This is a genomic window from Streptomyces sp. NPDC048018 (assembly GCF_043202995.1).
GTDB lineage: Bacteria > Actinomycetota > Actinomycetes > Streptomycetales > Streptomycetaceae > Streptomyces.
Window position 1 is genome coordinate 438,196 of the sequence record NZ_JBIDBK010000006.1, and the last position, 25,822, is coordinate 464,017.

General features: G+C 72.3%; 24 protein-coding genes. 17 read left to right on the forward strand and 7 right to left on the reverse strand.

Annotated elements, in window-relative coordinates; all coding sequences use genetic code 11:
- Window positions 1–13 precede the first annotated feature (13 nt).
- The gene (locus ACGF1Z_RS25150; protein WP_382483161.1) at window positions 14–247 is read right to left on the reverse strand and encodes an Lrp/AsnC ligand binding domain-containing protein; all 234 of its coding nucleotides are present in this window, start codon (window positions 245–247) and stop codon (window positions 14–16) included.
- A 233-nt stretch (window positions 248–480) separates the two neighbouring features.
- Between ACGF1Z_RS25150 and ACGF1Z_RS25155 the strand changes: the two genes are divergently transcribed.
- Window positions 481–1,443 (forward strand): thiamine-phosphate kinase, encoded by a 963-nt coding sequence (locus tag ACGF1Z_RS25155; protein ID WP_393007590.1) that lies wholly within the window; start codon window positions 481–483, stop codon window positions 1,441–1,443.
- Window positions 1,440–2,240, forward strand: a complete 801-nt coding sequence (gene thiD, locus ACGF1Z_RS25160; RefSeq protein WP_393007592.1) for a bifunctional hydroxymethylpyrimidine kinase/phosphomethylpyrimidine kinase — start codon at window positions 1,440–1,442, stop codon at window positions 2,238–2,240. The genes ACGF1Z_RS25155 and thiD overlap by 4 nt, the downstream gene beginning before the upstream one ends.
- A gap of 226 nt (window positions 2,241–2,466) precedes the next feature.
- Here the strand turns inward: thiD and rpmB are convergent, their stop codons facing one another.
- Window positions 2,467–2,652 carry a 50S ribosomal protein L28 gene (rpmB, locus tag ACGF1Z_RS25165; RefSeq protein WP_003957616.1) on the reverse strand — a complete coding sequence of 62 codons (186 nt, stop codon included), beginning with the start codon at window positions 2,650–2,652 and terminating at the stop codon, window positions 2,467–2,469.
- Window positions 2,653–2,888: 236 nt separating this feature from the next.
- Here rpmB and ACGF1Z_RS25170 point away from each other — a divergent pair, with 236 nt between their 5' ends.
- From ACGF1Z_RS25170 to mutM, 9 genes are all read left to right on the forward strand, one after another.
- Window positions 2,889–4,475 (forward strand): DAK2 domain-containing protein, encoded by a 1,587-nt coding sequence (locus ACGF1Z_RS25170; RefSeq protein ID WP_393007594.1) that lies wholly within the window; start codon window positions 2,889–2,891, stop codon window positions 4,473–4,475.
- 198 nt (window positions 4,476–4,673) lie between these two features.
- On the forward strand, window positions 4,674–6,887 hold the full coding sequence (gene recG, locus ACGF1Z_RS25175) for an ATP-dependent DNA helicase RecG (RefSeq protein WP_393007596.1): 2,214 nt from the start codon (window positions 4,674–4,676) through the stop codon (window positions 6,885–6,887).
- An 82-nt stretch (window positions 6,888–6,969) separates the two neighbouring features.
- Window positions 6,970–7,551 (forward strand): 16S rRNA (guanine(966)-N(2))-methyltransferase RsmD, encoded by a 582-nt coding sequence (rsmD, locus tag ACGF1Z_RS25180; protein WP_393007598.1) that lies wholly within the window; start codon window positions 6,970–6,972, stop codon window positions 7,549–7,551.
- Between the two features lie 26 nt (window positions 7,552–7,577).
- Window positions 7,578–8,057 carry a pantetheine-phosphate adenylyltransferase gene (gene coaD / locus ACGF1Z_RS25185; RefSeq protein ID WP_393007863.1) on the forward strand — a complete coding sequence of 160 codons (480 nt, stop codon included), beginning with the start codon at window positions 7,578–7,580 and terminating at the stop codon, window positions 8,055–8,057.
- Between the two features lie 109 nt (window positions 8,058–8,166).
- Window positions 8,167–9,228: a cell division initiation protein gene (locus ACGF1Z_RS25190; protein WP_393007600.1), complete on the forward strand. Its 1,062-nt coding sequence runs from the start codon at window positions 8,167–8,169 to the stop codon at window positions 9,226–9,228.
- 177 nt (window positions 9,229–9,405) lie between these two features.
- Window positions 9,406–10,011, forward strand: coding sequence for a YceD family protein (locus tag ACGF1Z_RS25195; protein WP_393007602.1), 606 nt, complete (start codon window positions 9,406–9,408; stop codon window positions 10,009–10,011).
- Between the two features lie 2 nt (window positions 10,012–10,013).
- Window positions 10,014–10,187: a 50S ribosomal protein L32 gene (rpmF, locus tag ACGF1Z_RS25200; RefSeq protein WP_015036448.1), complete on the forward strand. Its 174-nt coding sequence runs from the start codon at window positions 10,014–10,016 to the stop codon at window positions 10,185–10,187.
- 19 nt (window positions 10,188–10,206) lie between these two features.
- Window positions 10,207–11,004 carry a ribonuclease III gene (gene rnc, locus ACGF1Z_RS25205; protein WP_393007604.1) on the forward strand — a complete coding sequence of 266 codons (798 nt, stop codon included), beginning with the start codon at window positions 10,207–10,209 and terminating at the stop codon, window positions 11,002–11,004.
- Window positions 11,005–11,136: 132 nt separating this feature from the next.
- Window positions 11,137–12,006, forward strand: coding sequence for a bifunctional DNA-formamidopyrimidine glycosylase/DNA-(apurinic or apyrimidinic site) lyase (mutM, locus tag ACGF1Z_RS25210; RefSeq protein WP_393007606.1), 870 nt, complete (start codon window positions 11,137–11,139; stop codon window positions 12,004–12,006).
- Here the strand turns inward: mutM and ACGF1Z_RS25215 are convergent.
- Window positions 11,996–12,406, reverse strand: a complete 411-nt coding sequence (locus ACGF1Z_RS25215; protein ID WP_393007608.1) for a winged helix-turn-helix transcriptional regulator — start codon at window positions 12,404–12,406, stop codon at window positions 11,996–11,998. The genes mutM and ACGF1Z_RS25215 overlap by 11 nt on opposite strands.
- A gap of 183 nt (window positions 12,407–12,589) precedes the next feature.
- Here ACGF1Z_RS25215 and ACGF1Z_RS25220 point away from each other — a divergent pair, with 183 nt between their 5' ends.
- Window positions 12,590–13,174 (forward strand): flavodoxin family protein, encoded by a 585-nt coding sequence (locus ACGF1Z_RS25220; protein ID WP_376636611.1) that lies wholly within the window; start codon window positions 12,590–12,592, stop codon window positions 13,172–13,174.
- 90 nt (window positions 13,175–13,264) lie between these two features.
- Here ACGF1Z_RS25220 and ACGF1Z_RS25225 read toward each other — a convergent pair whose 3' ends face one another.
- Window positions 13,265–14,107 carry a CAP domain-containing protein gene (locus ACGF1Z_RS25225; RefSeq protein WP_393007611.1) on the reverse strand — a complete coding sequence of 281 codons (843 nt, stop codon included), beginning with the start codon at window positions 14,105–14,107 and terminating at the stop codon, window positions 13,265–13,267.
- Window positions 14,108–14,273: 166 nt separating this feature from the next.
- On the opposite strand from ACGF1Z_RS25225, the gene ACGF1Z_RS25230 reads away from it, so the two are divergent.
- From ACGF1Z_RS25230 to ACGF1Z_RS25245, 4 genes are all read left to right on the forward strand, one after another.
- Window positions 14,274–14,555, forward strand: coding sequence for an acylphosphatase (locus ACGF1Z_RS25230; protein ID WP_393007613.1), 282 nt, complete (start codon window positions 14,274–14,276; stop codon window positions 14,553–14,555).
- Window positions 14,556–14,959: 404 nt separating this feature from the next.
- A complete protein-coding gene (locus ACGF1Z_RS25235; RefSeq protein WP_393007615.1) occupies window positions 14,960–15,178 on the forward strand; it encodes a hypothetical protein in 219 nt (72 codons plus the stop codon).
- 217 nt (window positions 15,179–15,395) lie between these two features.
- Entirely contained in the window at window positions 15,396–18,959 is a 3,564-nt protein-coding gene (gene smc, locus ACGF1Z_RS25240; RefSeq protein ID WP_393007617.1) for a chromosome segregation protein SMC, read from the forward strand.
- A 233-nt stretch (window positions 18,960–19,192) separates the two neighbouring features.
- On the forward strand, window positions 19,193–20,626 hold the full coding sequence (locus tag ACGF1Z_RS25245) for a sugar porter family MFS transporter (RefSeq protein ID WP_393007619.1): 1,434 nt from the start codon (window positions 19,193–19,195) through the stop codon (window positions 20,624–20,626).
- A 252-nt stretch (window positions 20,627–20,878) separates the two neighbouring features.
- Here the strand turns inward: ACGF1Z_RS25245 and ACGF1Z_RS25250 are convergent, their stop codons facing one another.
- Both ACGF1Z_RS25250 and ACGF1Z_RS25255 read right to left on the reverse strand, forming a co-directional pair.
- A complete protein-coding gene (locus tag ACGF1Z_RS25250; RefSeq protein WP_393007621.1) occupies window positions 20,879–21,856 on the reverse strand; it encodes an LLM class flavin-dependent oxidoreductase in 978 nt (325 codons plus the stop codon).
- A gap of 53 nt (window positions 21,857–21,909) precedes the next feature.
- Window positions 21,910–23,379 carry a cytosine permease gene (locus ACGF1Z_RS25255; RefSeq protein ID WP_393007623.1) on the reverse strand — a complete coding sequence of 490 codons (1,470 nt, stop codon included), beginning with the start codon at window positions 23,377–23,379 and terminating at the stop codon, window positions 21,910–21,912.
- 112 nt (window positions 23,380–23,491) lie between these two features.
- On the opposite strand from ACGF1Z_RS25255, the gene ftsY reads away from it, so the two are divergent.
- The gene (gene ftsY, locus ACGF1Z_RS25260; protein WP_393007625.1) at window positions 23,492–24,718 is read left to right on the forward strand and encodes a signal recognition particle-docking protein FtsY; all 1,227 of its coding nucleotides are present in this window, start codon (window positions 23,492–23,494) and stop codon (window positions 24,716–24,718) included.
- 90 nt (window positions 24,719–24,808) lie between these two features.
- Here ftsY and ACGF1Z_RS25265 read toward each other — a convergent pair whose 3' ends face one another.
- Window positions 24,809–25,462: a bifunctional DNA primase/polymerase gene (locus ACGF1Z_RS25265; protein ID WP_393007627.1), complete on the reverse strand. Its 654-nt coding sequence runs from the start codon at window positions 25,460–25,462 to the stop codon at window positions 24,809–24,811.
- Between the last annotated feature and the right edge of the window lie 360 nt (window positions 25,463–25,822).

A 25,822-nucleotide genomic window follows, 5' to 3' on the forward strand; every position in this document is an offset into this window, starting at 1 on the left:
GGGTAGACGGGGGCTAGAGATGCACGACCGGGCAGGTGAGGGTGCGCGTGATGCCTTCCACTTGCTGGACCTTGGCGACCACCATGCGACCCAGCGCGTCCACGGTGTCTGCCTCGGCGCGCACGATCACGTCATAGGGACCGGTCACGTCCTCGGCCTGGATCACTCCAGCGATCTTGGCGATGGTCTCGGCGACGGTCGACGCCTTGCCCACCTCGGTCTGAATAAGGATGTACGCCTGTACCACGGAACCTCCAGGGCGGCCACGAGGATCTTGTGGGAGAAAGAGACGCCACGGTACCGCGTCGCCGCGGGCCGCGGGGAGACCTCCGAGCTCGGAGGCGTCCGCGGTGTGGCGTACACAGATGAGAAGTTGACGGTCTACTTGACGGTATCCGGCACGGTGACGGCCCGCGACCCGCACGGCGAGGAGCAGCGGAGCGGCGCGGCGGCCGGCACGACGACACGAGGTGACACGCGGTGAAGGGCACAGTCGGAGAGCTGGGCGAGTTCGGGCTCATCAGGGAGCTCACCTCCCGGCTCACCTCCACCCCCGCGGTGCGGATCGGGCCCGGCGACGACGCCGCCGTGGTCTCCGCCCCCGACCGGCGGGTGGTGGCCAGCACGGACATCCTGCTCGAAGGACGCCACTTCCGCCGCGACTGGTCGACGGCCTACGACGTCGGCCGGAAGGCCGCGGCGCAGAACCTCGCCGACATCGCCGCCATGGGCGCCGTCCCCACCGCGCTGCTGCTCGGCCTGGTCGTCCCCGCCGAACTCCCGGTCACCTGGCCCACGGAAATGATGGACGGACTGCGCGACGAATGTCAGGTCGCGGGCGCCGCGGTGGTCGGCGGCGACGTCGTCCGCGGCGACACGATCATGGTCTCCATCACCGCGCTCGGCGATCTGCGCAACCACGACCCCGTCACCCGCGGCGGCGCCCAGCCCGGCGACGTCGTCGCCTACACCGGCTGGCTCGGCTGGTCCGCCGCCGGCTACGCGGTGCTCTCCCGCGGCTTCCGCTCGCCGCGCGCCTTCGTCGAGGCCCACCGCCGCCCCGAGCCGCCGTACCACGCCGGCCCGGCGGCCGCCGGACTCGGCGCCACCGCGATGTGCGACGTCAGCGACGGCCTGATCGCCGACCTCGGTCACATCGCCGAGGCCAGCAAGGTCCGCATCGACCTGCGCTCCGGCCTCATCGACATTCCGACCCAGATGCACGACATCGGCCAGGCCGTCGGGGTCGACCCGCTGCAGTGGGTGCTCACCGGGGGAGAGGACCACGCGATCGTCGCGACCTTCCCGCCGGACGTGAAGCTGCCGGCCCGCTGGAAGGTCATCGGCGAGGTCCTCAACCCCTCCGCGCTGCCCCAGGTCACCGTCGACGGCGCACCGTGGCACAGCGTGGGCGGCTGGGACCACTTCGGGGGCGCCGAGTGACCTCCCGGCCGCCGCTCGTCCTCACCGTCGCCGGATCCGACTCCGGCGGCGGTGCCGGCATCCAGGCCGACCTCAAGACGATGCTCGCGCTCGGCGTCCACGGCATGAGCGTGATCACCGCCGTGACGGCCCAGAACTCCCTGGGGGTCCAGGGAGCCTGGGAACTGCCCGAAGAGGCCGTACGGGCCCAGTACCGGGCCGTCGTGGACGACATCGGGGTCCAGGCCGTCAAGACGGGCATGCTGGCGAGCGCGGCGCTCGTGGAGACCGTGGCGGGGCTCCTCGCCGGCACGGACGCCCCGGTGGTCGTCGACCCGGTGGGCGTCTCCAAGCACGGGGACCCGCTGCTCGCCGCCTCCGCGCTCGACTCCGTCCGTACCCGGCTGCTGCCCGTCGCCACCGTCGCCACGCCCAACCTGGACGAGGTGACGCAGCTCACGGGCCTCGTCGTCGAGGACGAGGACGGGATGCGCCGGGCGGCCGACGCGATCCTCGCCCACGGCCCGCGCTGGGCACTGATCAAGGGCGGCCACCTGCCGGCCGGCGGGACGGCCGTCGACCTGCTCACGGACGGCGCGCAGGAGCTGTGGCTGCGCGCCCCGCGGCACGACAACCGGCACACGCACGGCACGGGCTGCACGCTCGCCTCGGCGGTGGCGTCGGGCCTCGCCAAGGGCCTGCCCGTGCCGGCGGCCGTCCGGGAGGCGAAGGCGTACGTGACCGGCGCGATCGCGGCGGGCTTCGCCCTCGGCGGCGGCATCGGCCCGGTGGACCACGCCTGGCGTTTCCACGCCTAGGACCGGCCGGAAGGCGCCGCGGAGGCGGCGGCGCGAGGGCCCGGCCCGGCCGGGCCCCGGAGGGGCTGGGACGTGCGGGCCTGCCTCCCGCCCGGGCCCGATTCCGGCCCCGGGCATGGCAAAAGGCCGGTTCACCAAGGTGAACCGGCCTTCAAGACAACCGCAGGGGCTGCGCTACGACGTGACGTCGGCGGGGCTTTCCCCGCTTCCGCGGGGGTAGCACCAATTAGCGCGAGACCTTGCCGGCCTTGATGCACGAGGTGCAGACGTTGAGCCGCTTCGGCGTCCGACCGACCACGGCACGCACGCGCTGGATGTTGGGGTTCCAGCGACGGGACGTACGGCGGTGCGAGTGCGAAATGTTGTTGCCGAAGCCCGGCCCCTTGCCGCAGACGTCGCAGTTGGCAGCCACGGGTCACTCCAAAGACTTCAGATTTACGGTGAATTCCGGCGCACCGGAATCGGATCAGGGATCTGAAGTGGCTTGCCGGGGAATGGCCCGACGAGTGCCGGGCAACCGAAGCAGCATACAACGGCTGCTCCCGTGGAACGAAACTACCACGGTCCGCCCGGCCCCCGCCCCGGGCACCGGGTCACCGCAGGTCTACGCTGCGGTGACCCCACCGCAGCGCACAGGAGGACCACCCGTTGCCGCGAGCTCCGCAGACCCTCGACGCCGAAGCGGTCCGATCCTGGTGCGCAGGAGCGCTGGCGGCGCTCGGCAGGGAGCGCGAGGAGATCGACGCCATCAACGTCTATCCCGTGGCCGACGGCGACACGGGAACCAACCTCTATCTGACGCTGGAGGCGGCGGCCCAGGCGGTGGACGAGACCTTCGCCGGGCGGTCCGGGAACGCCCCCGACGTGGCGGAGGTCATACGGGCCATGGCGCACGGCGCGCTGCTCGGGGCCCGGGGCAACTCCGGGACGATCCTCTCCCAGCTGCTGCGCGGCACGGCCGCGGTCCTCGCCGAGGGGCGTGACGGCGATCACCTGGCCCGCGCCCTCGCGAGCGCCGCCCAGGCGGCCCGGCAGGCCGTCGCCCACCCCGTCGAGGGCACCCTCCTCACCGTCGCCGACGCGGCGGCCGGCGCCTGTGCCGGGGGAGGGGAGCTGGTGGCCGTGGCCACGGCGGCCTACGAGGGGGCCAGGGCCGCCCTGGAGAGGACCCCCGGCCAGCTGGAGGTCCTGCGCCGCGCCGGGGTCGTGGACGCAGGAGGGCGCGGCCTGGTGGCGGTCCTCGGCGCCCTCCTGGAGGCCCTGACCGGCGAGACGCCCGTACGCGCCGCGGAACCGGCGCACCGGCCGGTGCCCGCCGCGGACGACTGTGCGGGCGGCACGGCCGGCCCCGCCTACGAGGTCATCTACCTGCTGGAGGCCGGGGACGCGGCCGTGGAACGTCTCCGGGCCCGGCTGGACGAGCTGGGGGAGTCCCTGGTGGTCGTCGGCGGCGACGGCCTGTGGAACGTCCACGTCCACGTCGACGACGCCGGCGCGGCGGTCGAGGCGGGCGTGGAGGCGGGGCGCCCGTACCGGATCCGCATCACGCACTTCGAGGTACGCGGCGAACCGGCCGAGCGGGCCGTCGTCGCCGTCCTGCCGGGCGAGGGCCTGGCCGGACTGTGCGCCGAGGCCGGCGCGACCACGCTCCTCGCCCGGCCGGGCGAGCCCCCGTCCGGAGCGGAACTCACCGAGGCGATCCGCCGGGCGCACGCCCGCGAGGTGGTCCTGCTGCCCAACGACGGAGACCTGCGCCAGATCGCCGCGGCCGCCGCCGAGCAGGCCCGCGCGGAGGGCATCCGGGTCGCCCTCATCCCGACCCGGGCGGCCGTCCAGGGCCTCGCCGCCCTCGCCGTCCACGAACCGGACCGCCGCTTCGACGAGGACGTCGTCGCCATGACGGCGGCGGCCGGTGCCACCCGCTACGCCGAACTCGCCGTCGCCGAACGCCAGTCCTTCACGTCCGCGGGCGTCTGCCAGGCCGGCGACGTCCTGGGCCTCATCGAGGGCGACGTCGCCGTCATCGGCCAGGACCTCACGGACACCGCCCGCACGGTGCTCGACCGCATGCTCTCCGCCGGCGGCGAACTCGTCACCCTCGTCGTCGCCGCCGACACCCCCGCGAGCCTGGCCGCCACCCTCGAATCCCACGTCCGCGCCACCCACCTGGCGGTCGACACGACGACGTACCACGCGGGCGACGGGGCCCCGCCGCTGCTGATCGGGGTGGAGTAACCCCTCCGGCCCGGGCCCGCCGGGCCCCTTCACCACCGAGGCGAGCGGGACGTCCGGCGGGCCGGGCCTGCCGCCGGAGACCCGCGCCGGGACCGGCCGGACCGGCGTCGGCGAGGAGCGGGCATGCCCGGCGCACGGGCTGGCGCGACCGGCGGATCTCCCCGGGTCGCGCGACGTCTGTCGGTGCCGTGGTGTGCAATGGACCGCGTGCCTGCGCTCGACGAACCACTGAAGAAGCTGCTCGGCGCCGCCACCGCCAAGGTGATGGCCGAGCACATGGACCTGCACACGCTCGGCGACCTGCTCCACCACTACCCCCGGCGGTACGCGGAGCGCGGCGAGCTGACCGCACTGGCCGACCTGCCCCTGGACGAGCACGTCACCGTGGTCGCCCAGGTCGCCGACGCGCGCGTGCACACCTTCAACAAGGGGGGCCGCGGCAAGGGCCAGCGCCTGGAGGTGACCATCACCGACGGCAGCGGCCGGATGCAGCTGGTCTTCTTCGGCCGCACCGTCCACTTCCACCAGAAGGAGCTGCTGCCCGGCCGGCGGGCCATGTTCGCCGGCAAGGTCGGCGTCTTCAACCGGCGCCTGCAGCTCGCCCACCCCGAGTACAAGCTCCTCGACGCCGACAGCGGCACCGAGACCGTCAAGGCCTTCGCGAGCGAGCTGCTGCCCATCTACCCGGCCTGCAAGCAGCTGGAGTCCTGGACCATCGAGCAGTCCGTGGCCATCGCCCTCGACTCCATGGCCGCCACCGGCTGGGAGGGACTGGTCGACCCGCTGCCGCCCGCCCTGCGCGAGGAACGCGGTCTCACCGACCTCGCCGACGCCCTCGTCAGGATCCACCGCCCGCACACCAAGGCCGACATCGCCGACGCCCGGGACCGCCTCAAGTGGGACGAGGCCTTCGTCCTCCAGGTCGCCCTCGCCCGCCGCCGGCACGCCGACACCCAGCTTCCCGCCGTCGCCCGGCGCCCCGCCGAGGGCGGGCTGCTCGACGCCTTCGACGCCAAGCTCCCCTTCACCCTCACCGACGGCCAGCAGAAGGTCTCCAGGGAGATCTTCGACGACCTCGCCACCGAACACCCCATGCACCGCCTCCTCCAGGGCGAGGTCGGCTCCGGCAAGACGCTGGTGGCCCTGCGCGCCATGCTCGCCGTCGTCGACGCCGGAGGACAGGCCGCGATGCTCGCGCCCACCGAGGTGCTCGCCCAGCAGCACCACCGCTCGGTCACCGAGATGATGGGCGAGCTCGCCGAGGGCGGGATGCTCGGCGGCGCCGAGCACGCCACCAAGGTCGTGCTGCTCACCGGCTCCATGGGCGCCGCCGCACGGCGCCAGGCGCTGCTCGACCTGGTGACCGGCGAGGCCGGCCTGGTCATCGGCACCCACGCGCTGATCGAGGACAAGGTCCAGTTCCACGACCTCGGCCTGGTCGTCGTCGACGAGCAGCACCGCTTCGGCGTGGAGCAGCGCGACGCCTTGCGCGGCAAGGGCAAGCAGCCGCCGCACCTGCTCGTCATGACCGCCACGCCCATTCCCCGCACGGTCGCGATGACCGTCTTCGGCGACCTGGAGACCTCCGTCCTCGACCAGCTGCCGGCCGGCCGCTCCCCGATCGCCAGCCATGTCGTGCCCGCCGCCGACAAACCGCACTTCCTCGCCCGTGCCTGGGAGCGGGTCCGCGAGGAGGTGGAGGCGGGCCACCAGGGGTACGTGGTGTGTCCGCGCATCGGGGACGAGGAGGACCAGAAGGGCAGGAAGAAGGCGAGCCCCGAGGACGAGGCCGAGAAGCGGCCGCCGCTCGCCGTCCTCGACGTCGCCGAGCAGCTGCGGGCCGGCCCGCTCGCCGGGCTCCGCGTCGAGGTGCTGCACGGCCGGATGCACCCCGACGACAAGGACGACGTCATGCGCCGCTTCGCCGCCGGCGAGGCCGACGTGCTCGTCGCCACCACCGTCATCGAGGTCGGCGTCAACGTGCCCAACGCGACCGCCATGGTGATCATGGACGCCGACCGTTTCGGCGTCTCCCAGCTCCACCAGCTGCGCGGCCGCGTCGGCCGGGGATCGGCGGCCGGCCTCTGCCTGCTCGTGTCCGAGATGCCCGAGGCCAGCCCGGCCCGCCAGCGCCTGAACGCGGTCGCCTCCACCCTCGACGGCTTCGAGCTCTCCCGCATCGACCTCGAACAGCGCCGCGAGGGCGACGTCCTCGGCCAGGCCCAGTCGGGCGTCCGCTCCTCGCTGCGGATGCTCGCCGTCATCGAGGACGAGGAGGTCATCACCGCCGCCCGCGAGGAGGCCACCGCCCTGGTCCTCGCCGACCCCGACCTCACCGCCCACCCCGAACTGCGCACCGCCCTCGACGCGCTCCTCGACAAGGACCGCGAGGAGTACCTGGAGAAGGGCTGACCGGCGCACAAGCGTCCCCCTCCGGTCCCCGCCGCCCTAAGCTGATGCGTACGCAATCGTTGACGGAGACCGAGGACCCCAGATGACCCGCGTGATCGCCGGCACCGCCGGCGGACGCCGACTCGCCGTGCCGCCGGGCAACGGCACCCGGCCCACCTCCGACCGGGCCCGCGAAGGACTCTTCTCCACCTGGGAGTCCTTCCACGGGCTGGCAGGGGCCCGCGTGGCCGACCTCTACGCGGGCTCCGGCGCCGTCGGCCTGGAGGCGCTCTCCCGGGGCGCGGGCCACGCCCTCCTCGTGGAGTCCGACCCGCGCGCGGCGAAGACCGTGCGCGACAACATCCGCTCCCTCGGGCTGCCCGGCGCCGAACTGCGCACCGGCAGGGCCGAGCAGATCGTCACGGCGCCGGCCCCGGCCGAGCCGTACGACCTGGTCTTCCTCGACCCGCCGTACGCCGTCGCGGACGCCGATCTTCGCGAGATCCTCCTCACACTGCGGTCGGGGGGCTGGATCGCCGAGGATGCCCTCGTCACCGTGGAGCGCAGCACCCGGGGCGGAGAGTTCGGCTGGCCGGACGGCTTCGAGCCACTGCGGGCCCGTCGCTACGGCGAGGGAACGTTTTGGTACGGTCGCGCCGCCTCTACGTGCGAAGACGCACGATGACCGGACCGGAGAGCGAGGGACCCCAGTTGCGCCGCGCCGTATGTCCCGGGTCATTCGACCCCATCACCAACGGACACCTCGACATCATCGCCCGAGCCTCCAAGCTCTACGACGTCGTGCACGTCGCGGTGATGATCAACCAGTCGAAGAAGGGCCTCTTCACCGTCGAGGAGCGGATCGAACTCATCCGCGAGGTCACCGCCGACTTCGGCAACGTCGAGGTGGAGTCCTTCCACGGGCTGCTCGTCGACTTCTGCAAGCAGCGCGACATCCCCGCCATCGTGAAGGGACTGCGGGCCGTCAGCGACTTCGACTACGAGCTGCAGATGGCGCAGATGAACAACGGGCTCTCGGGCGTCGAGACCCTGTTCGTGCCCACCAACCCGACCTACAGCTTCCTGTCGTCCTCCCTGGTCAAGGAGGTCGCGGCCTGGGGCGGCGACGTCTCCCACCTGGTGCCGCCGCAGGTGCTCGGCAGGCTCACCGAGCGCCTGCGCGAACGGTGACCCGCGGCCACCTCCGCTGACGCTCCGTCACCAGCTCCCGGACAGGGCCCGAGTGGCCTTACAGTCGTCCCGTCCGTCTCCATCCAGCTGTAGAGAGTGGCGAGCACCGGTGGACGTGCAGAAGAAGCTCGACGAGATCGTCGCGACGGTCCGCAATGCCTGCTCCATGCCCATGTCGGCGTCCTGCGTGGTCAACCGGGCCGAGCTGCTTTCCCTGCTCGAAGAGGTCCGCGAGGCCCTGCCGGGCTCCCTCGCACAGGCCCAGGAGCTGCTCGGCGGGCGTGAGCTGATGGTCGAGCAGGCCCGCCAGGAGGCGGAGCGGATCATCGAGGCCGCCCACGCCGAGCGCGGCTCGATCGTGTCCGACAGCCAGGTCGCCCGCCAGTCCCAGGACGAGGCCGAGCGCATCCTGTCCGAGGCCCGCCGCGAGGCCGAGGAGATCCGCGCGGAGGCCGACGACTACGTCGACTCCAAGCTGGCCAACTTCGAGGTCGTGCTCAACAAGACCATCGCCTCCGTCGACCGCGGCCGCGAGAAGCTGCTCGGCCGGGGCCCCGGACTCGACGCCGACGGCTTCGGCGACGAGGACGCCCCCGAGTACAGCGCGGACCCGCAGACCCTGATCCAGCGGGCCGACGGCTACGTGGACACCAAGCTGGGCGCCTTCGAGGCGGTCCTGAGCAAGACCCTGGAGGCGGTGGGCCGCGGCCGGCAGAAGCTGCACGGCCGGATCGCCAGCGACGCCCTCGGCGAGCACATGGCCGCCCAGGACGCGGCCGGCAGCCCGCGGCACACCAGCGACGCCGACTACCTGGCCGGCCTCGCGGAGCTGGCCGACCCCGAGCCGGTGCAGATCCCGGCGCAGCAGGCCGTCCCGCAGCAGCCCGCCGCCGACCCCTACGCCTACCAGCAGCCGGCCCAGGACCCGTACGCCTACCAGCAGCCCGTGCAGGACCCGTACGCCTACCAGCAGCAGGACCCGTACTCCGTCGCCGGCACCCCCGCGGGGGCGGGCTATGCCGCGCCGTACGACGCGCAGCCGGCCGACCCGTACGGCTACCAGCAGCAGCCCCAGGCCCAGCCGCAGGCGGCTGCCCTCGACGAGACCAGCTTCTTCGACACGAGCATGATCGACCTGGAGCAGCTGCGCCGCTACGAGCAGGGGCGATGACCCTGATTGGGCCCTGAGCGAAGCGTCCAGTATCCTGGCTCTTCGGTCGCGCGTATGCCCCGCGATCCACGCTGCCCTGCTTCGTCTTCGGAGTGGACGTGGCAGCCCCCCACCGCTGTGAACGACCCGAAAGCAGGAAGAGCCCTGAGTACGCGCCTCGACCATCGCAACCCCCTCGTGTTCGACACGCACGAGCTGGGGCGGCGTCCTGGTGCCATGCAGCGGATCTCCCGCACCGTCGACGCCCCCCGGGATCTGGGGATCGCCGACGTCATCGGAGTGCCCGAGGGCGAGCCGGTGGAAATCGATCTCCGTCTCGAGTCGGTCATGGAAGGGGTGCTTGTCACAGGCACCGCCCGTGCGTCGGCCGAGGGGGAGTGCGTAAGGTGTCTGGAGTCCGTCGAGCTGGAGCTCGACGCGGACTTCCAGGAGATGTTCTCGTACCCCGACTCCGACGACCGGGGCCGCTCCAAGGCGGCCGCGGGCGACGAAGCCGAGGACGACGAGGACATGACCCCCCTCGAGGACGGCATGTTCGACCTCGAGCCCGTGCTGCGCGATGCGGTGGTGCTCGCACTGCCCATGCAGCCGGTGTGCCGGGAGGACTGTGAAGGTCTGTGTTCCGCATGCGGAATCAACCTGAACGACCACCCGGACCACCACCATGACGCCGTCGACATCCGTTGGGCGGCACTGCAGGGACTCGACGGTTCGCTGGGAACCGACGAGAAGGACAACATGAGCGATGCCGCATCCGGTGTCGACGAGAAGCAGGAGAAGTAGCCGTGGCTGTTCCGAAGCGGAAGATGTCGCGCAGCAACACGCGCCACCGCCGGTCGCAGTGGAAGGCTGCGGTCCCCACCCTGGTTTCGTGCGAGCGTTGCCAGGAGCCGAAGCTGCAGCACATCGCGTGCCCGAGCTGCGGCACCTACAACAAGCGCCAGGTCCTCTCCGTCTGAGGGGCCGGTGAGAGGCACGATGTCTGACCACGTCAATTCGGCCTCGTCCCACACGCTTCTGGAAGGGCGGCTCGGGTATCAGCTCGAGTCCGCCCTTCTGGTGCGTGCGCTGACCCACCGTTCCTACGCGTACGAGAACGGCGGTCTGCCCACCAACGAGCGTCTGGAGTTCCTCGGGGACTCCGTGCTCGGCCTGGTGGTCACGGACACGCTCTACCGCACCCACCCCGACCTGCCCGAGGGCCAGCTGGCCAAGCTGCGGGCCGCGGTGGTCAACTCGCGTGCGCTTGCCGAGGTGGGGCGCGGCCTCGACCTGGGCTCCTTCATCCGGCTCGGCCGGGGCGAGGAAGGCACGGGCGGCCGGGACAAGGCGTCCATCCTCGCCGACACCCTTGAAGCGGTGATCGGCGCGGTCTATCTCGACCAGGGCCTCGACGCGGCGTCCGAGCTGGTGCACCGGCTCTTCGACCCGCTGATCGAGAAGTCCTCGAACCTCGGCGCCGGCCTGGACTGGAAGACCAGTCTCCAGGAGCTGACCGCGGCCGAGGGCCTGGGCGTTCCGGAGTACCTCGTCAGCGAGGAGGGTCCGGACCACGAGAAGACCTTCACTGCTGCTGCCCGCGTCGGTGGTGTCTCGTACGGCACCGGCACCGGCCGCAGCAAGAAGGAGGCGGAGCAGCAGGCGGCGGAGTCCGCATGGCGCGCGATTCGCGCGGCGGCGGACGAGCGTGCGGCGGCCGCGGCGAAGGCCGCGGCCGAGGAAGAGGTCGCCGACCCCTCTTCCGGCGGTTCCACCGGGGACCAGGCTTCGGTCTGACCCCTCCGCGATCCCTTCGCGGTCCTTCTTCGCGCGGTGCCCCCGTCCCCCAGGGACGGGGGCACCGGCGTGTCCGGGGGCGGCGGTAGGCTGCCTGCAGAAGCCGCCCAGCGTTCCGTCCGGAGGAGTCCCGTGCCCGAGCTGCCCGAGGTCGAGGTCGTCCGACGCGGTCTTGAGCGGTGGGTCGCGGGGCGGACCGTCGCCGAGGTCGAGGTCCTGCACCCGCGGGCGGTGCGCCGTCACCCGGAGGGCGGGGCGGACTTCGCGGCCCGGCTGAAGGGCCATCGCTTCGGGACGGCCCGGCGGCGCGGCAAGTACCTGTGGCTGCCGCTCGCCGACGGCGGCGCCTCCGTGCTCGGGCACCTGGGCATGAGTGGCCAGCTCCTCGTGCAGCCCGAGGACGCCCCGGACGAGAAGCACCTGCGGATCAGGGTCCGCTTCGACGATTCCCAGGGCACCGAGCTGCGCTTCGTCGACCAGCGGACCTTCGGCGGGCTCTCGCTGCACGACACCGCCCCGGACAGCACCGACGGGCTCCCGGACGTCATCGCCCACATCGCGCGCGACCCCCTGGACCCCGTCTTCGACGACGCCGCGTTCCACCGCGCGCTGCGGCTGCGCCGTACGACGATCAAGCGGGCGCTGCTCGACCAGTCGCTGATCAGCGGGGTCGGCAACATCTACGCCGACGAGGCGCTGTGGCGGGCGAGGCTGCACTACGACCGGCCCACCGCCACGCTGGCCAGGCCGCGCTCGGCCGAGCTGCTCGGGCACGTGCGGGACGTGATGAACGCGGCGCTCGCGGTCGGCGGCACCAGCTTCGACTCGCTGTACGTCAACGTGAACGGCGAGTCGGGGTACTTCGACCGCTCGCTCGACGCCTACGGGCGGGAGGGCGAGCCGTGCCACCGCTGCGGTACGCCGATGCGCCGGCGCCCGTGGATGAACCGCTCCAGCTACTTCTGCCCGCGCTGCCAGCGCCCGCCGCGCCTCACGGCGTGAGCGCCTCCCGCTCCGCGTCATAGCCCGCGCGGGCGGCGAGCACCTGCGGCATGCGGCCCTCGACCAGGCGGATCAGCGTGAGCAGCTGCTCGGCGACCTCCGAACCCAGCGGCGTGAGCCGGTAGTCCACGCGCGGCGGGTTGGTCGGCTGCGCCTCGCGGTGCACCAGTCCGTCGCGCTCCAGTGCGTGCAGGGTCTGGGACAGCATCTTCTCGCTGACTCCGTCCACCCGCCGCCGCAGTTCGTTGAAGCGGAAGCTGCCTTCGTGGAGCGCGCCCAGGGTCAGGCTGCCCCAGCGGCCGGTCACGTGCTCGAGCGTGCCGCGGGAGGGGCAGGACTTGGCGAAGACGTCGAACGCGTCACAGGCGTCGACGCGGGCGAGGTCCGGGTCGTCGGTCATGCCTTCTACCATACGCGCGTACAGCGCTGTCCAGGAGATTGCGCTAGGTCAGGGCGTGTGCACTCTGATCTCGTGGCGCTGAAAAGAAGTGAGCGCTTATCCCAAGTTTGCGCTTTCTGAAAGTTAGTGCTCTACTTCTCGTGTTCCCCCTGCCGTTCCGTCGCATCGCCGAGGAGCCTCTTCATGACCACGCCCGTCGTCTCCATCGCGTACCACTCCGGCTACGGCCACACGGCCGTCATCGCCGAGGCCGTCCGCAACGGCGCCGCCGACGCCGGTGCCACCGTCCACCTGATCAAGGTCGACGAGATCACCGACGCCGAGTGGGAGCTCCTGGACGCCTCCGACGCGATCGTCTTCGGCTCGCCGACCTACATGGGCACCGCCTCCGGCGCCTTCCACCAGTTCGCCGAGGCCACCTCGAAGCGCTGGTTCGCCGACGCCTGGCTCGACAAGCTCGCGGCCGGCTTCACCAACTCCGGCTCGAAGAGCGGCGACAAGCTGCACACCCTGCAGTTCTTCCAGACCCTGGCCGGTCAGCACGGCATGACCTGGGTCAACCTGGGCCTGAAGCCCGGCTGGAACCACAGTGCCGGCTCCGAGAACGACATCAACCGCCTCGGCTTCTTCACCGGCGCCGCCGCCCAGACCCCGAGCGACCTGGGTCCGGAGGCCGTCCACAAGGCCGACATCGCGACCGCCGAGCACCTCGGCCGCCGCGTCGCCCTGACCGCCCGCACCTTCGCCCTGGGCAAGGCCGCGGCCTGACGCCCACGCCCGGCCCACGCGTACGGAAGGGCCCCGTCGCCGACGTGGTGACGGGGCCCTTCCGTATGCCGTGACGACCGGTGGCGGCGGTCAGAAACCGAAGTCCTGGGTCCACCACGGTCCGCCGTCGCCGAAGTGGACGCCGACGCCGAGCACCTTGTAGTCGCAGTTCAGGATGTTCGCGCGGTGTCCGTCGCTCGCCATCCAGGACTTCATCACCGCGGCCGCGTCCACCTGGCCGCGGGCGATGTTCTCGCCGCCCAGACCGCTGACGCCGGCCTTCGTCGCGCGGTCCCAGGGGGAGGCGCCGTCGGGGTCGGTGTGGTCGAAGAAGTTGCGGGCCGCCATCTCCGCGCTGAAGGCGCCGGCCAGCGAGGCGAGCCCGGAGTCGGGGCGGATCGCGGTGCAGCCGACCTTGGCGCGCTCCAGGTTCACCAGGCGCACGACCTCCGCCTCGGCCGCCGACTCGCGGCCGCTCACGGAGCGCACGACGGCGGTCGGGGCGGGGGCGGGGGCCTTGGTGACCGGCGCCTCGGTCGGGCGGGCCTTCCTCGTCGGCTCGGGGGCCGGCTTCTTCGAGGGCTTGGGGCTCGGCTCGGGCGTCGGCCTGGTGGCGGAGGGCTTCGGCTTCGGTGTCGTCTTCGGCTTCGGCTTCGGCTTGGCCGAGGGGGTCACGGCCCTGCCGCCGCCCGCGGTCTGTCCGCTGCCCTGGCCGGCCGGGTTCGCCGAGGAGCCGCCCTGGGTGGTCAGGCTCGGGGCCTGCTGCTTCTCCACGTGCCGCTCGGCCGTGTTCGTGCTGCCCACCGTGAAGGTGTCACCGCCGGGCAGCAGACCCGAGGCGACCACGGCCGCGCCCACCGCGACCGCCGCGGAGACACCGAGCAGTCCGGTGCGCACCGGTGCGCCGCGTCGTGTGCCGCGATGGCGTCCCATGCTCCGCCTCCTGACCTCTGAACTGCGATCTTTGCTGATCTTTGCTTTCGTGGATGCTGCCGGACAGGGCGCGTCCATCCGGGTGAGCCCTGTTCCGTCGGGACTGTACGCGAAGACGCGCGGGGCTGACGTGCTCCTTCCGTAATCCGCCCGTTAGCGTGCAGCCATGAATGACGACGTGCGGATGACCGCCTGGGTGCGCGGCCGGGTACAGGGAGTGGGCTTCCGATGGTTCACCAGGGCAAATGCGCTGGAGATCGGCGGCCTCGTGGGCTTCGCCCTGAACCTCGACGACGGCCGGGTGCAGGTGGTGGCCGAGGGGTCGAGTGAGAATTGCCACCGTCTCCTCGACTGGCTCCGCTCCGGCGACACGCCCGGGCGGGTGGACGGAGTCACTGAGATCTGGGACACGCCGCGCGGCATCTACGACACCTTCGCGATCCGCTGAGGACCTTCCGTGATCTTGCTTCCGCAACGCCGTCCGAGGCGCCCGAACGGGTCTCGGGCGGGTGTTCGGAGAACGCGCGGGAAAGCGGAAACGACCTGGTGGTTGCCAACAAGCACTTGCCGTGCCAGGCTGCGCGAGGCAGGATGATCGAAACGCCCTTCGGGCACCGAGTTGCGAGGCACCGCCGCCTGGTGTGAGGCCGCGGACCCCCCGGTGATCCCTCGATGCAGGGCGTGATCGTGTTGACCGTCAAACTTTTTGGTGAGACTCTGGAAGCCCCGCGCACCTTAGCTGTTCGAGCGTGAGAACGGGCACGACAAAGAGCACGGTCGAGCACCGCGGGTGCGATTCCCTCACGACCCACACCGCTTCGGTCGGTCACTCAGTGTGGAGGACCATCCATCATGGCAAAGGCGCTTCTCGGTTACGTCGGCGGCTCCGACCCGCGACTCCTCGCCGAGATGCGACGGCTTCAGCAGCGCGTCCAGGACCTGGAGTCCGAGCTGGTACGGATCCAGTCCGAGAACGACGCGCTCAACGCGGCCGCCGCACAGCACACGGGAGAGTCGCTGCTGGACAGCATCGATCTCGACGTCACCAATGCGGAGCCTGCGCTCACCTGAGGTCCCAGCCCCGAGGGGCCAGGTGAGAAACACTCTCGCCAGCACCGCTGGACATGCAAGGGGCGCTCCGGCGTCCCTTCTCTCTTGCGCATCCTGCGCCACGCCTCGTGCTCTCTGCCCGGGTGTCCCCCTGTCCCCGTGGACCACGTCCGTCGGGGGAGGATCTGCCCTTCACGTTCATGGGTGAAACCCATGGCCCCGGGTAGAGTCCGCAGGCGTGCATCTCAAGGCCCTGACGCTCCGCGGTTTCAAGTCGTTCGCCTCCGCCACCACGTTGCGGTTCGAACCCGGAATCACCTGCGTCGTCGGGCCCAACGGCTCGGGCAAGTCCAATGTCGTGGACGCGCTGTCCTGGGTCATGGGAGAGCAGGGCGCCAAGTCGCTGCGGGGCGGCAAGATGGAGGACGTCATCTTCGCCGGCACGACCGGGCGGCCCCCGCTCGGTCGTGCCGAGGTGTCGCTGACGATCGACAACTCCGACGGCGCGCTGCCCATCGACTACGCCGAGGTCACCATCACCCGGATCATGTTCCGCGGTGGCAGCAGCGAGTACCAGATCAACGGCGACACCTGCCGGCTGCTCGACATCCAGGACCTGCTGTCCGACTCCGGCATCGGCCGCGAGATGCACGTCATCGTCGGGCAGGGCCAGCTCGACTCCGTCCTGCACGCCGACCCCATGGGCCGCCGCGCCTTCATCGAGGAGGCCGCGGGCGTCCTCAAGCACCGCAAGCGCAAGGAGAAGGCGCTGCGGAAACTCGACGCGATGCAGGCCAACCTCGCGCGCGTCCAGGACCTCACCGACGAACTGCGCCGACAGCTCAAGCCCCTCGGCCGGCAGGCCGCGGTCGCCCGCCGCGCCGCCGTCATCCAGGCAGACCTGCGCGACGCCCGCCTCCGGCTGCTCTCCGACGACCTCGTACGCCTCAAGGAGGCGCTCAGGGCCGAGGTCGCCGACGAGGCCGCGCTGCTCGCCCGCAAGGAGGCGACCGAGGCCGAGCTGAAGTCCGCCCTCGCCAGGGAGGCCGACCTGGAGGACGAGGTGCGCCGCCTCGCGCCCCGGCTCCAGCGCGCCCAGCAGACCTGGTACGAACTGTCGCAGCTCGCCGAGCGGGTGCGCGGCACCGTCTCGCTGGCCGACGCGCGCGTGAAGAGCGCCACCGACCGCCCCGCGGAGGAGCGACGGGGCCGCGACCCGGAGGACATGGAGCGCGAGGCCGCCCGCATCCGCGAGCAGGAGGCCGAGCTGGAGGCGGCCCTGGAAGCGGCCGAGCGCGCCCTCGAGGACACGGTCGCCCACCGCGCCGAGCTGGAACGCGCCCTCGCCGTCGAGGAACGCCGCCTCAAGGACGTCGCCCGCGCCCTCGCCGACCGCCGCGAGGGCCTGGCCCAGCTGCACGGACAGGTCAACGCCGCCCGCTCGCGCGCCGCGTCCGCCCAGGCAGAGATCGACCGCCTGGCCGCCGCGCGCGACGAGGCACAGGAGCGGGCGGCCGCCGCGCAGGAGGAGTACGAGCAGCTGAAGGCCGAGGTCGACGGCCTGGACGCGGACGACGCGGAGCTCGCGGAGCGGCACGAGGCCGCGCGCGGCGCCCTCGCCGACGCGGAGACCGCCCTCGCCGCCGCCCGCGAGGCCGCCGCGGACGCGGACCGCGCCCGCGCCGCGACCCGGGCCCGGCACGACGCCCTCGCCCTCGGCCTGCGCCGCAAGGACGGCACCGGCGCGCTGCTCACCGCCGGCCTCACGGGACTCCTCGGCCCGGCCGCCGAACTCCTGACGGTCAGCCCGGGCCACGAGATCCCGGTGTCCGCCGCCCTGGGCGCGGCCGCCGACGCCCTGGCCGTGTCGGACCCCTCGGCCGCCGCCGAGGCCCTGCGCCTGCTGCGCAAACAGGACGCCGGGCGGGCGTCGCTGCTGCTGGCGGGCGTGCCGGAGGAGGAAGCCGGTCCGCCCGCCGTGGCCGGCGCCGTCCCCGCCGCGTCCCTGGTCACCGGACCGGCCGAACTCATGGGCGCCGTAGGCCGGTTGCTCCGGGGCACGGTGGTCGTGGCCGGGCTCGACGAGGCCGTCGAGGTGGTGCGCTCCCAGCCCGGACTGACGGCCGTCACCGCCGAAGGCGACCTGCTCGGCGCGCACTTCGCTCAGGGTGGTTCCGCCGGGGCGCCGAGCCTCCTCGAGGTGCAGGCCTCGGTGGACGAGGCGGCGGCCGAGCTGGCCGAGCTCGAAGTGCGGTGCGGGCTGCTGGAGACCGCCAGGGAGGCGGCGGCCGAGCGGCGTGGGGAGGCGGCGCGGCTCGTCGAGGAGCTGACCGAACGGCGCCGGACGGCCGACCGGGAGAAGTCCGCGGTCGCCCAGCGGCTCGGCCGGCTCGCCGGGCAGGCCAGGGGAGCGGCGGGGGAGGCCGAACGCACCGCCGCCGCGGCCGCCCGCGCCGCGGAGGCCCTGGAGAAGGCGCTCGCCGAGGCGGAGGAGCTGGCCGAGCGGCTGCTCGTCGTCGAGGAGTCCGCCCCGCCGGGGGACGGCGGGGACGAGGAGCCCGACACGTCGACGCGCGACCGCCTCGCGATCGACGGCTCCAACGCGCGCCAGACCGAGATGGAGGCCCGGCTCCAGGTCCGTACCCACGAGGAGCGGGTGAAGGGCCTGGCCGGCCGGGCCGACTCGCTCGACCGGGCAGCCCGCGCCGAACGCGAGGCCAGGGCCCGCGCCGAGCAGCGCCGGGCCCGACTGCGCCACGAGGCCGAGGTCGCCGCCGCCGTCGCGTCCGGCGCCCGTCAGCTGCTCGCCCACGTCGAGGTGTCCCTGGTCCGCGCCGAGCGGGAACGCGCCCTCGCCGAGGCGGCCAAGGGGGCCCGCGAGCAGGGCCTGAACGCCGCCCGCGCCCGGGGCCGCGAGCTGAAGGCGGACCTGGACAAGCTCACCGACTCGGTGCACCGGGGCGAGGTCCTGGGCGCCGAGAAGCGGCTGCGGATCGAACAGCTGGAGGCCCGCTCCCTGGAGGAGCTGGGGGTGGAACCGGCCGCACTGGTCGAGGAGTACGGCCCGCACCAGCTCGTCCCGCCCTCGCCGCCGGCCGAGGGCGAGGAGCTACCCGAGGACCCGGAGCACCCGCGCAACCAGCCGCGCCCCTTCGTCCGTTCGGAGCAGGAGAAGCGGCTCAGATCCGCCGAACGGGCGTACCAGCAGCTCGGCAAGGTCAATCCGCTCGCCCTGGAGGAGTTCGCGGCCCTGGAGGAGCGCCACCAGTTCCTCTCCGAGCAGCTGGAGGACCTGAAGAAGACCCGGGCCGACCTCCTTCAGGTCGTGAAGGAGGTGGACCTGCGGGTCGAGCAGGTCTTCACCGAGGCGTACCGGGACACGGCCCGCGAGTTCGAGGGGGTGTTCTCGCGGCTCTTCCCGGGCGGCGAGGGGAGACTCGTGCTCACCGACCCGGAGAACATGCTCACCACCGGCGTCGACGTGGAGGCCCGCCCGCCGGGCAAGAAGGTCAAGCGGCTCTCGCTGCTCTCGGGCGGCGAGCGCTCGCTGACGGCCGTGGCGCTGCTGGTCTCCATCTTCAAGGCGCGGCCCAGCCCGTTCTACGTGATGGACGAGGTCGAGGCGGCGCTCGACGACACCAACCTGCAGCGGCTGATCCGGATCATGCAGGAGCTCCAGGAGTCCTCGCAGCTGATCGTGATCACGCACCAGAAGCGGACGATGGAAGTCGCCGACGCGCTCTACGGGGTGTCGATGCAGGGCGACGGGGTATCGAAAGTCATCAGCCAAAGGCTCCGCTGACCGCCCGACCCGCAAGATCACCTGCACATTGCTTCAAGCTTTGAACGCAAGCTGACTCGTAGTGCGTTTCAAGTCATACGACATCAGGTCTTGACTTCGAAACCTGAAGGAATAGTCTCTGCAACGTTGCTTTTACCTTCAAGTGGTGGGCGGCGTGAAGTTGTGCGCCACTTGAAGGGCTCGCCCCCCACCGCACGCACCGGCGATGCTGCCGGAGCCCCGAGGAGTCACCCGTGACCAGCACCGCGCAGGCGCCCTCTCCGCCTCCGTCCGAAGGCCGTTCGGCCCACCCGGACCACATCGGACACGTCATCTTCATCACGGCCTCGGCCGCGATGGGCGGCTTCCTCTTCGGCTACGACAGTTCCGTCATCAACGGCGCCGTCGAGGCCATCCGCGACCGCTACGACATCGGCTCCGCCGCCCTCGCCCAGGTCATCGCCATCGCGCTGATCGGCTGCGCCATCGGCGCCGCCACCGCGGGCCGGATCGCCGACCGCATCGGGCGCATCCGCTGCATGCAGATCTCCGCCGCGCTCTTCGCCGTCAGCGCCGTCGGCTCCGCGCTGCCCTTCGCCCTCTGGGACCTGGCCTTCTGGCGGATCGTCGGCGGCTTCGCCATCGGCATGGCGTCCGTGATCGGCCCCGCCTACATCGCCGAGGTCGCCCCCGCCGCGTACCGCGGCCGGCTCGGCTCCTTCCAGCAGGCCGCCATCGTCATCGGCATCGCCATCTCCCAGCTGGTCAACTACGGCATCCTGCAGCTCGCCGACGGCGAGCAGCGCGGCGAGATCGGCGGCCTGGAGGCCTGGCAGTGGATGCTCGGCGTGATGGTCGTACCGGCCCTCCTCTACGGTCTGCTCTCCTTCGCTATCCCCGAGTCGCCGCGCTTCCTCATCTCCGTCGGCCGCATCGACAAGGCCAAGGAGGTGCTCGCCGAGGTCGAGGGACGCGGCGTCGACCTGGACCACCGGGTCGACGAGATCGACCGGGCCATGCGCCGCGAGCACAAGTCCACCTTCCGGGACCTGCTGGTCTCCGGCAGCAGGTTCAAGCTGCTGCCGATCGTCTGGGTCGGCATCGGCCTGTCCGTCTTCCAGCAGCTCGTCGGCATCAACGTCGCCTTCTACTACTCCGCGACGCTGTGGCAGTCCGTCGGCATCGACCCGTCGAGCTCGTTCCTCTACTCCTTCACCACGTCGATCATCAACATCGTCGGCACCGTGATCGCGATGGTCCTGGTCGACCGGGTCGGCCGCAAGCCGCTCGCCCTCGTCGGCTCCGTCGGCATGGCGATCGCCCTCGCCGTCGAGGCCTGGGCCTTCTCCGCCGACCTCGTCGACGGCAAGCTGCCCACCACGCAGGGCGTCGTGGCGCTCGTCGCCGCCCACGTCTTCGTGCTCTTCTTCGCCCTCTCGTGGGGCGTGGTCGTCTGGGTCTTCCTCGGCGAGATGTTCCCCAACCGCATCCGCGCCGCCGCCCTCGGCGTCGCCGCCTCCGCCCAGTGGATCGCCAACTGGGCCATCACCGCCAGCTTCCCGTCCCTCGCGGACTGGAACCTCTCCGGCACCTACGTGATCTACACGGTCTTCGCCGTGCTCTCGATCCCCTTCGTACTGCGCTACGTCAAGGAGACCAAGGGCAAGGCGTTGGAGGAGATGGGCTAATCCCCGCTGCCCCGCTCCTCACGCACCACCCTGCCCCGGTCCGCGGCCCCATGCCACGGACCGGGGCAGTCGGCGTCCGGGCCGCCGGCCACGCCCGCCGGCCCGGCCCCCTCCCGTCCGGTGCCCACCCTGCCCGTCGCCCCGTCGCCCCGTCGCCCCGTCGGCGCGCTGCCCGTCGGCGCGCTGCCCGTCACCCCCGGCCTCCGCCCCTGACCTGCCGGTCCCGGGCCCGTCCACCGGCGGGCGGACGGCTCACGCCCGGAGCCGGGGCAGTACGGCGTCGCAGAACAGGCGCACGCTCCGCCAGCCCTCCTCGACCGGCATGCCGCCGCACAGGGGGTGCAGCACCAGGCTGTCGAGCTCCCCGCCCAGTGCCACGCACTCCTCCGGCGTCACCACCCGGTAGACGCCCTCCGCGCGCAGTTCCGGCACCGTCGCCGCCGTCGAGCGCACCGCCGAGCGGATGTCCTTCGACTGCCAGGACGCATAGGTCCGCGCCTCGTGCAGGAAGTGCTCGCCGTACTCCGCCCAGGTCCGGTCCGGGTCCTCCGCCACGTGCAGCAGCGGGGTCTCACGGGCCGGCATCATCGTCCAGCCCTCGGTGCCGTACGCGGCGCACTGCTCCTGGTAGTACGTCTCCAGCTCCGGCAGGTGCGCGCTCGGGAAGAGCGGCAGGCCCAGCCGGGCCGCCCGCCGGGCCGCCGCCTTCGACGAGCCGCCGACCAGCAGCAGCGGGTGCGGCCGGGTGAGCGGCCGCGGGGTGATCCGCACCGTGCGGCCCTGGTACGTGAAGGGCTCGCCGGACCAGGCCGCGAGCAGCGTCTCCAGGAGCACGTCCTGGAGCCTGCCGCGGCGGCCCCAGTCGACGCCGCGCTCCTCGTACTCCTCCGGCCGGTAGCCGATCCCCGCGACCGTCACGAGGCGCCCGCCGCTCAGCAGGTCGAGGACCGCGATCTCCTCGGCGAGCCGCAGCGGGTCGTACAGCGGGCCGATGATCGCGGAGACGGTCACCGCGATCCTCCGGGTCGCCCCGAACACCGCACCCGCGAAGGCGAAGGGGGAGGGGAGCCAGTTGTTGGCGGCGCCGTGGTGCTCCTCGGTCTGCACGGTGTCGACGCCGTGTGCGTCGGCGTGGGCCGCCATCTCGACGGCGGCGCGATAGCGCGCCGAGAGGGAGACGGGGTCCGCGTGCGGGGCGACGAGGTTGAAGCGGACGACGGTGAACGGCATGGGAAGTCCCCCTCCACGGGTGCTCGTGGAGGGGGACGGTAGCTGACGTGGCGTCAGATGGAAACGGTCTCGCGCGCTTCGGCGCTCTCGCCCGCCACGGCCGCCGGCGCCCGGCGTGCGCGGTCCCGGGGCAGCACCGCGTACAGCACGCCCGCCACCACGATCGTGGCCGCCCAGCCGAGCCCGTTCCGTCCGGTCCAGGACGAGGCCAGCGGGCCGGCGAACCAGTCGACCCGGGTGAAGAGCAGGCCCGTCGCCAGCGCCACGCCCCAGGCCGTCATCGCCTGCCAGGCGAAACCGCCCCGGTACCAGTACGCGCTGGTGCGGGTGGTGTCCATCAGCGCCTCCGCGTCGTACGTCCCGCGGCGCAGCATGTCCACGCCGAAGACGCCGATCCACGCCGAGAACGCCACCGCGAGCAGCGTCAGGAAGGAGATGAACGAGCCGATGAAGCTGGTCGCCACCACCATCAGCAGGAAGCCGAAGACCAGGCTGATCACCGCGTTCACGCTGACCGCAGCGGCTCGCGGCACCCTGATGCCCAGGGTCTGCGCCGTGAAGCCGGCCGAGTACATCGACATCGAGTTGATCAGCAGCATCCCGATCAGCGCGATCACCAGGTACGGCACCGAGATCCACCTCGGCAGCAGTTCGCCGATGAAGGAGACCGGGTCCTGCGCCGAGGCCAGGTCCGGCGTCGAGACCGCCATCACCGCGCCCATCAGCACCATCGGCAGCACGACGATCCCCGCGCCGCCGACCGTCGAGCCGACCACGGCCTTCGACGAGGCGGTACGCGGCAGGTAGCGCGTGAAGTCCGGGCCCGACGGCACCCAGCTGATCCCGCCCGCGGCGACGGTGCCGATGCCGGCCACCAGCATCTCCGTCGAGCCGGCCGGCTCGACGAAGACCGCCGACCAGTCGGTGTCCGCCACCAGATGGCCGAGGACCAGCACGGAGAAGGCGCCGAAGAGATACGTCGACCACGTGCTGCACACCCGCAGCGCGTTGATCCCGAGCCCGGACACCAGGAACGTGCAGGACACGAACGCCAGCAGTGTCACCACGATCAGGAACGTGTTCGACCTCACGCCGAAGAGCAGGTCGAGGACCGTCAGCACCGCGTACGCGCCGGTGACCGCGTTCACGGTCTCCCAGCCCCAGCGCGCCACCCAGATCAGCGCGCCGGGAAAAAGGTTTCCTCGCTGGCCGAAGACGGCCCGCGACAGGGCCATGCCCGGCGCCCCGCCCCGCTTCCCGGCGAGCGAGACCAGACCGACGATCCCGTACGACAGCACCGGCGCGGCCACCGCCACCACCAGCACCTGCCAGAAGTTCAGGCCGTTGAAGACGATCAGCCCGGCGCCCATCGTGAGCAGCAGCACGCTGATGTTGGCCGCGACCCAGGTCGGGAACAGCTCCCGGACCCGGCCGGTCCGCTCGGCGTCGGGAACGGGTTCGAGGCCGCGGCTCTCCAGCGTGCCGCCGCCCGGCGCGCCTTCGGTCTCGGACGCGTGGGACATAGGGGTACTCCGTCGTACAGATGGGGGGAAGCGACCACTTTACGTGCAACGCCGCCCGCCTCCGCGCGAGCTGCTCCGCCCCCGGCGCCTCGTGGCCGATACTGGACGGGTTATGGAACTCATCCTTGCTGTAGTCATCGCTCTGGTCGTCGCGGTCGCCGTGACCAGCGGCCTCGTGATCAGCGGTCGCAAGAAGAAGCAGCTGCCGCCGGCCGAGCCGCCGTCCACCACGCCGACCATCACCGCTCCGCCCGCCGAACCGCACGTCGGCGACGAGGCGGAGACACCGCGGGAAGAACCACGCCGCACCGTCGAGGAGGTCGAGCTCCCCACCGCCACCGAGGCCGTGGAGACCCCGGCCGCGGTCGAGGACCCGGTGGTCGAGGCGCCGCCGGCCCCCGCGATCGAGGTGCCCGAACCGACCGCCGGCCGTCTCGTACGGCTCCGGGCCCGGCTCGCCCGCTCCCAGAACTCGCTCGGCAAGGGGCTGCTCACGCTCCTGTCCCGCGAGCACCTCGACGAGGACACCTGGGAGGAGATCGAGGACACCCTCCTCACCGCCGACGTCGGCGTCGCCCCCACCCAGGAACTGGTCGAGCGGCTGCGCGAGCGCGTCAAGGTGCTCGGCACCCGCACCCCCGACGAGCTGCGCGGCCTGCTCCGCGAGGAGCTCGTCGCCCTCCTCGGCCCCGACTTCGACCGCTCGGTGAGGACCGAGAGCCCCGAGGACACCCCGGGCGTCGTCATGGTCGTCGGCGTCAACGGCACCGGCAAGACCACCACCACCGGCAAGCTCGCCCGCGTGCTCGTCGCCGACGGCAAGTCCGTCGTCCTCGGCGCGGCGGACACCTTCCGTGCCGCCGCCGCCGACCAGCTCCAGACCTGGGGCGAGCGCGTCGGCGCCCGCACCGTGCGCGGTCCGGAGGGCGGCGACCCCGCGTCGATCGCCTTCGACGCGGTCAAGGAGGGCATCGCCGAGAAGGCCGACGTCGTCCTCATCGACACCGCCGGCCGGCTGCACACCAAGACCGGCCTCATGGACGAGCTCGGCAAGGTGAAGCGCGTCGTCGAGAAGCACGGCCCGCTCGACGAGATCCTCCTCGTCCTCGACGCCACCACCGGCCAGAACGGCCTCATCCAGGCCCGCGTCTTCGCCGAGGTCGTCGACATCACCGGCATCGTCCTGACCAAGCTGGACGGCACCGCCAAGGGCGGCATCGTCATCGCCGTCCAGCGCGAGCTGGGCGTCCCGGTCAAGCTGATCGGCCTGGGCGAGGGCCCGGACGACCTGGCCCCGTTCGAGCCGGGCGCCTTCGTCGACGCCCTCATCGGCGACTGACCCGGACCCCGACCCCCCACATCCGGCGCGTACGCGAAGGGCCCCTGCCGCAGCTCAACGGCAGGGGCCCTGTTCCGTGACCGGAGCCGGTCAGCAGTGCGTGCGGTGGCAGATGTAGGCGAGCGTCCCGAGCAGCAGCCGGGCCTCCGGCGGCGCCCCGGCGGTGTCCAGGGTCGGCGGCCGCAGCCAGCTCACCGGGCCCAGGCCGCCCAGGTCCGAGGGCGGGGCGGTGATGTGCCCGCCCGCGCCCAGGCAGTGCAGGTCCAGATCGGCGTCGTCCCAGCCCATCCGGTAGAGCAGCCGCGGCAGCTCCGCCGCCGCGCCCGGGGCCACGAAGAACTGCGCCCGGCCCGTCGGCGTCGCGCACACCGGGCCCAGCGGCAGGCCCATGCGCTCCAGCCGGACCAGCGCGCGGCGGCCCGCCGCCTCGGCGACCTCGATGACGTCGAAGGACCGGCCGACCGGCAGCAGCACCGCGGCTCCCGGCAGGCGTGACCAGGCCCGGGTCGCCTCGTCGAGGCCCGCGCCCGCCAGGACCGGCTCGCCGAAGGCCAGGGGATGCGCCCCCGGCGCCGTACAGCCGAGATCGCCGCAGGAGCAGCGCCCGGCGACCGCCCGTGCCCCCGGGACCACGTCCCAGCCCCACAGTCCCGTGTACTCGGCCACCGCTGTGCACTCCGTGGTGCGTGCGCGGCGGCGTGCGCCGGACCGCATCTCGCGAATGCCGCCGATCGTGAAGCCCATGCCCCCTCCAACGGGTCGAGCGCGCCGGTGGTTACGGAACGGAGGTCCACCGTCACGATCCGCGACATCCGTGGGGTGCGATCCCGCCGGAGGTGTGCGGTGGTGTGGCCGGTGGTGCGGACCGTGGCGCGCGCCTCTTCGCGCTCCGGTTCGCCGAGCCTGATCCGTCGCATGTCAAGTGAATCGTGTTCCGTGCGCGGCGAGTTCATTCGAAGGGGTGGCGAATGGTGGCGTTTCTTGAAACGCCATGCCCGGACGGGTGATCGTAGGATTACCTTCGGTACACGAACCCCGGGGCGCATCGCACGCGCGGGTATGCCGGAGGCAAGCCGGTTTTCCGTTCGAAGGAGTACAAACACC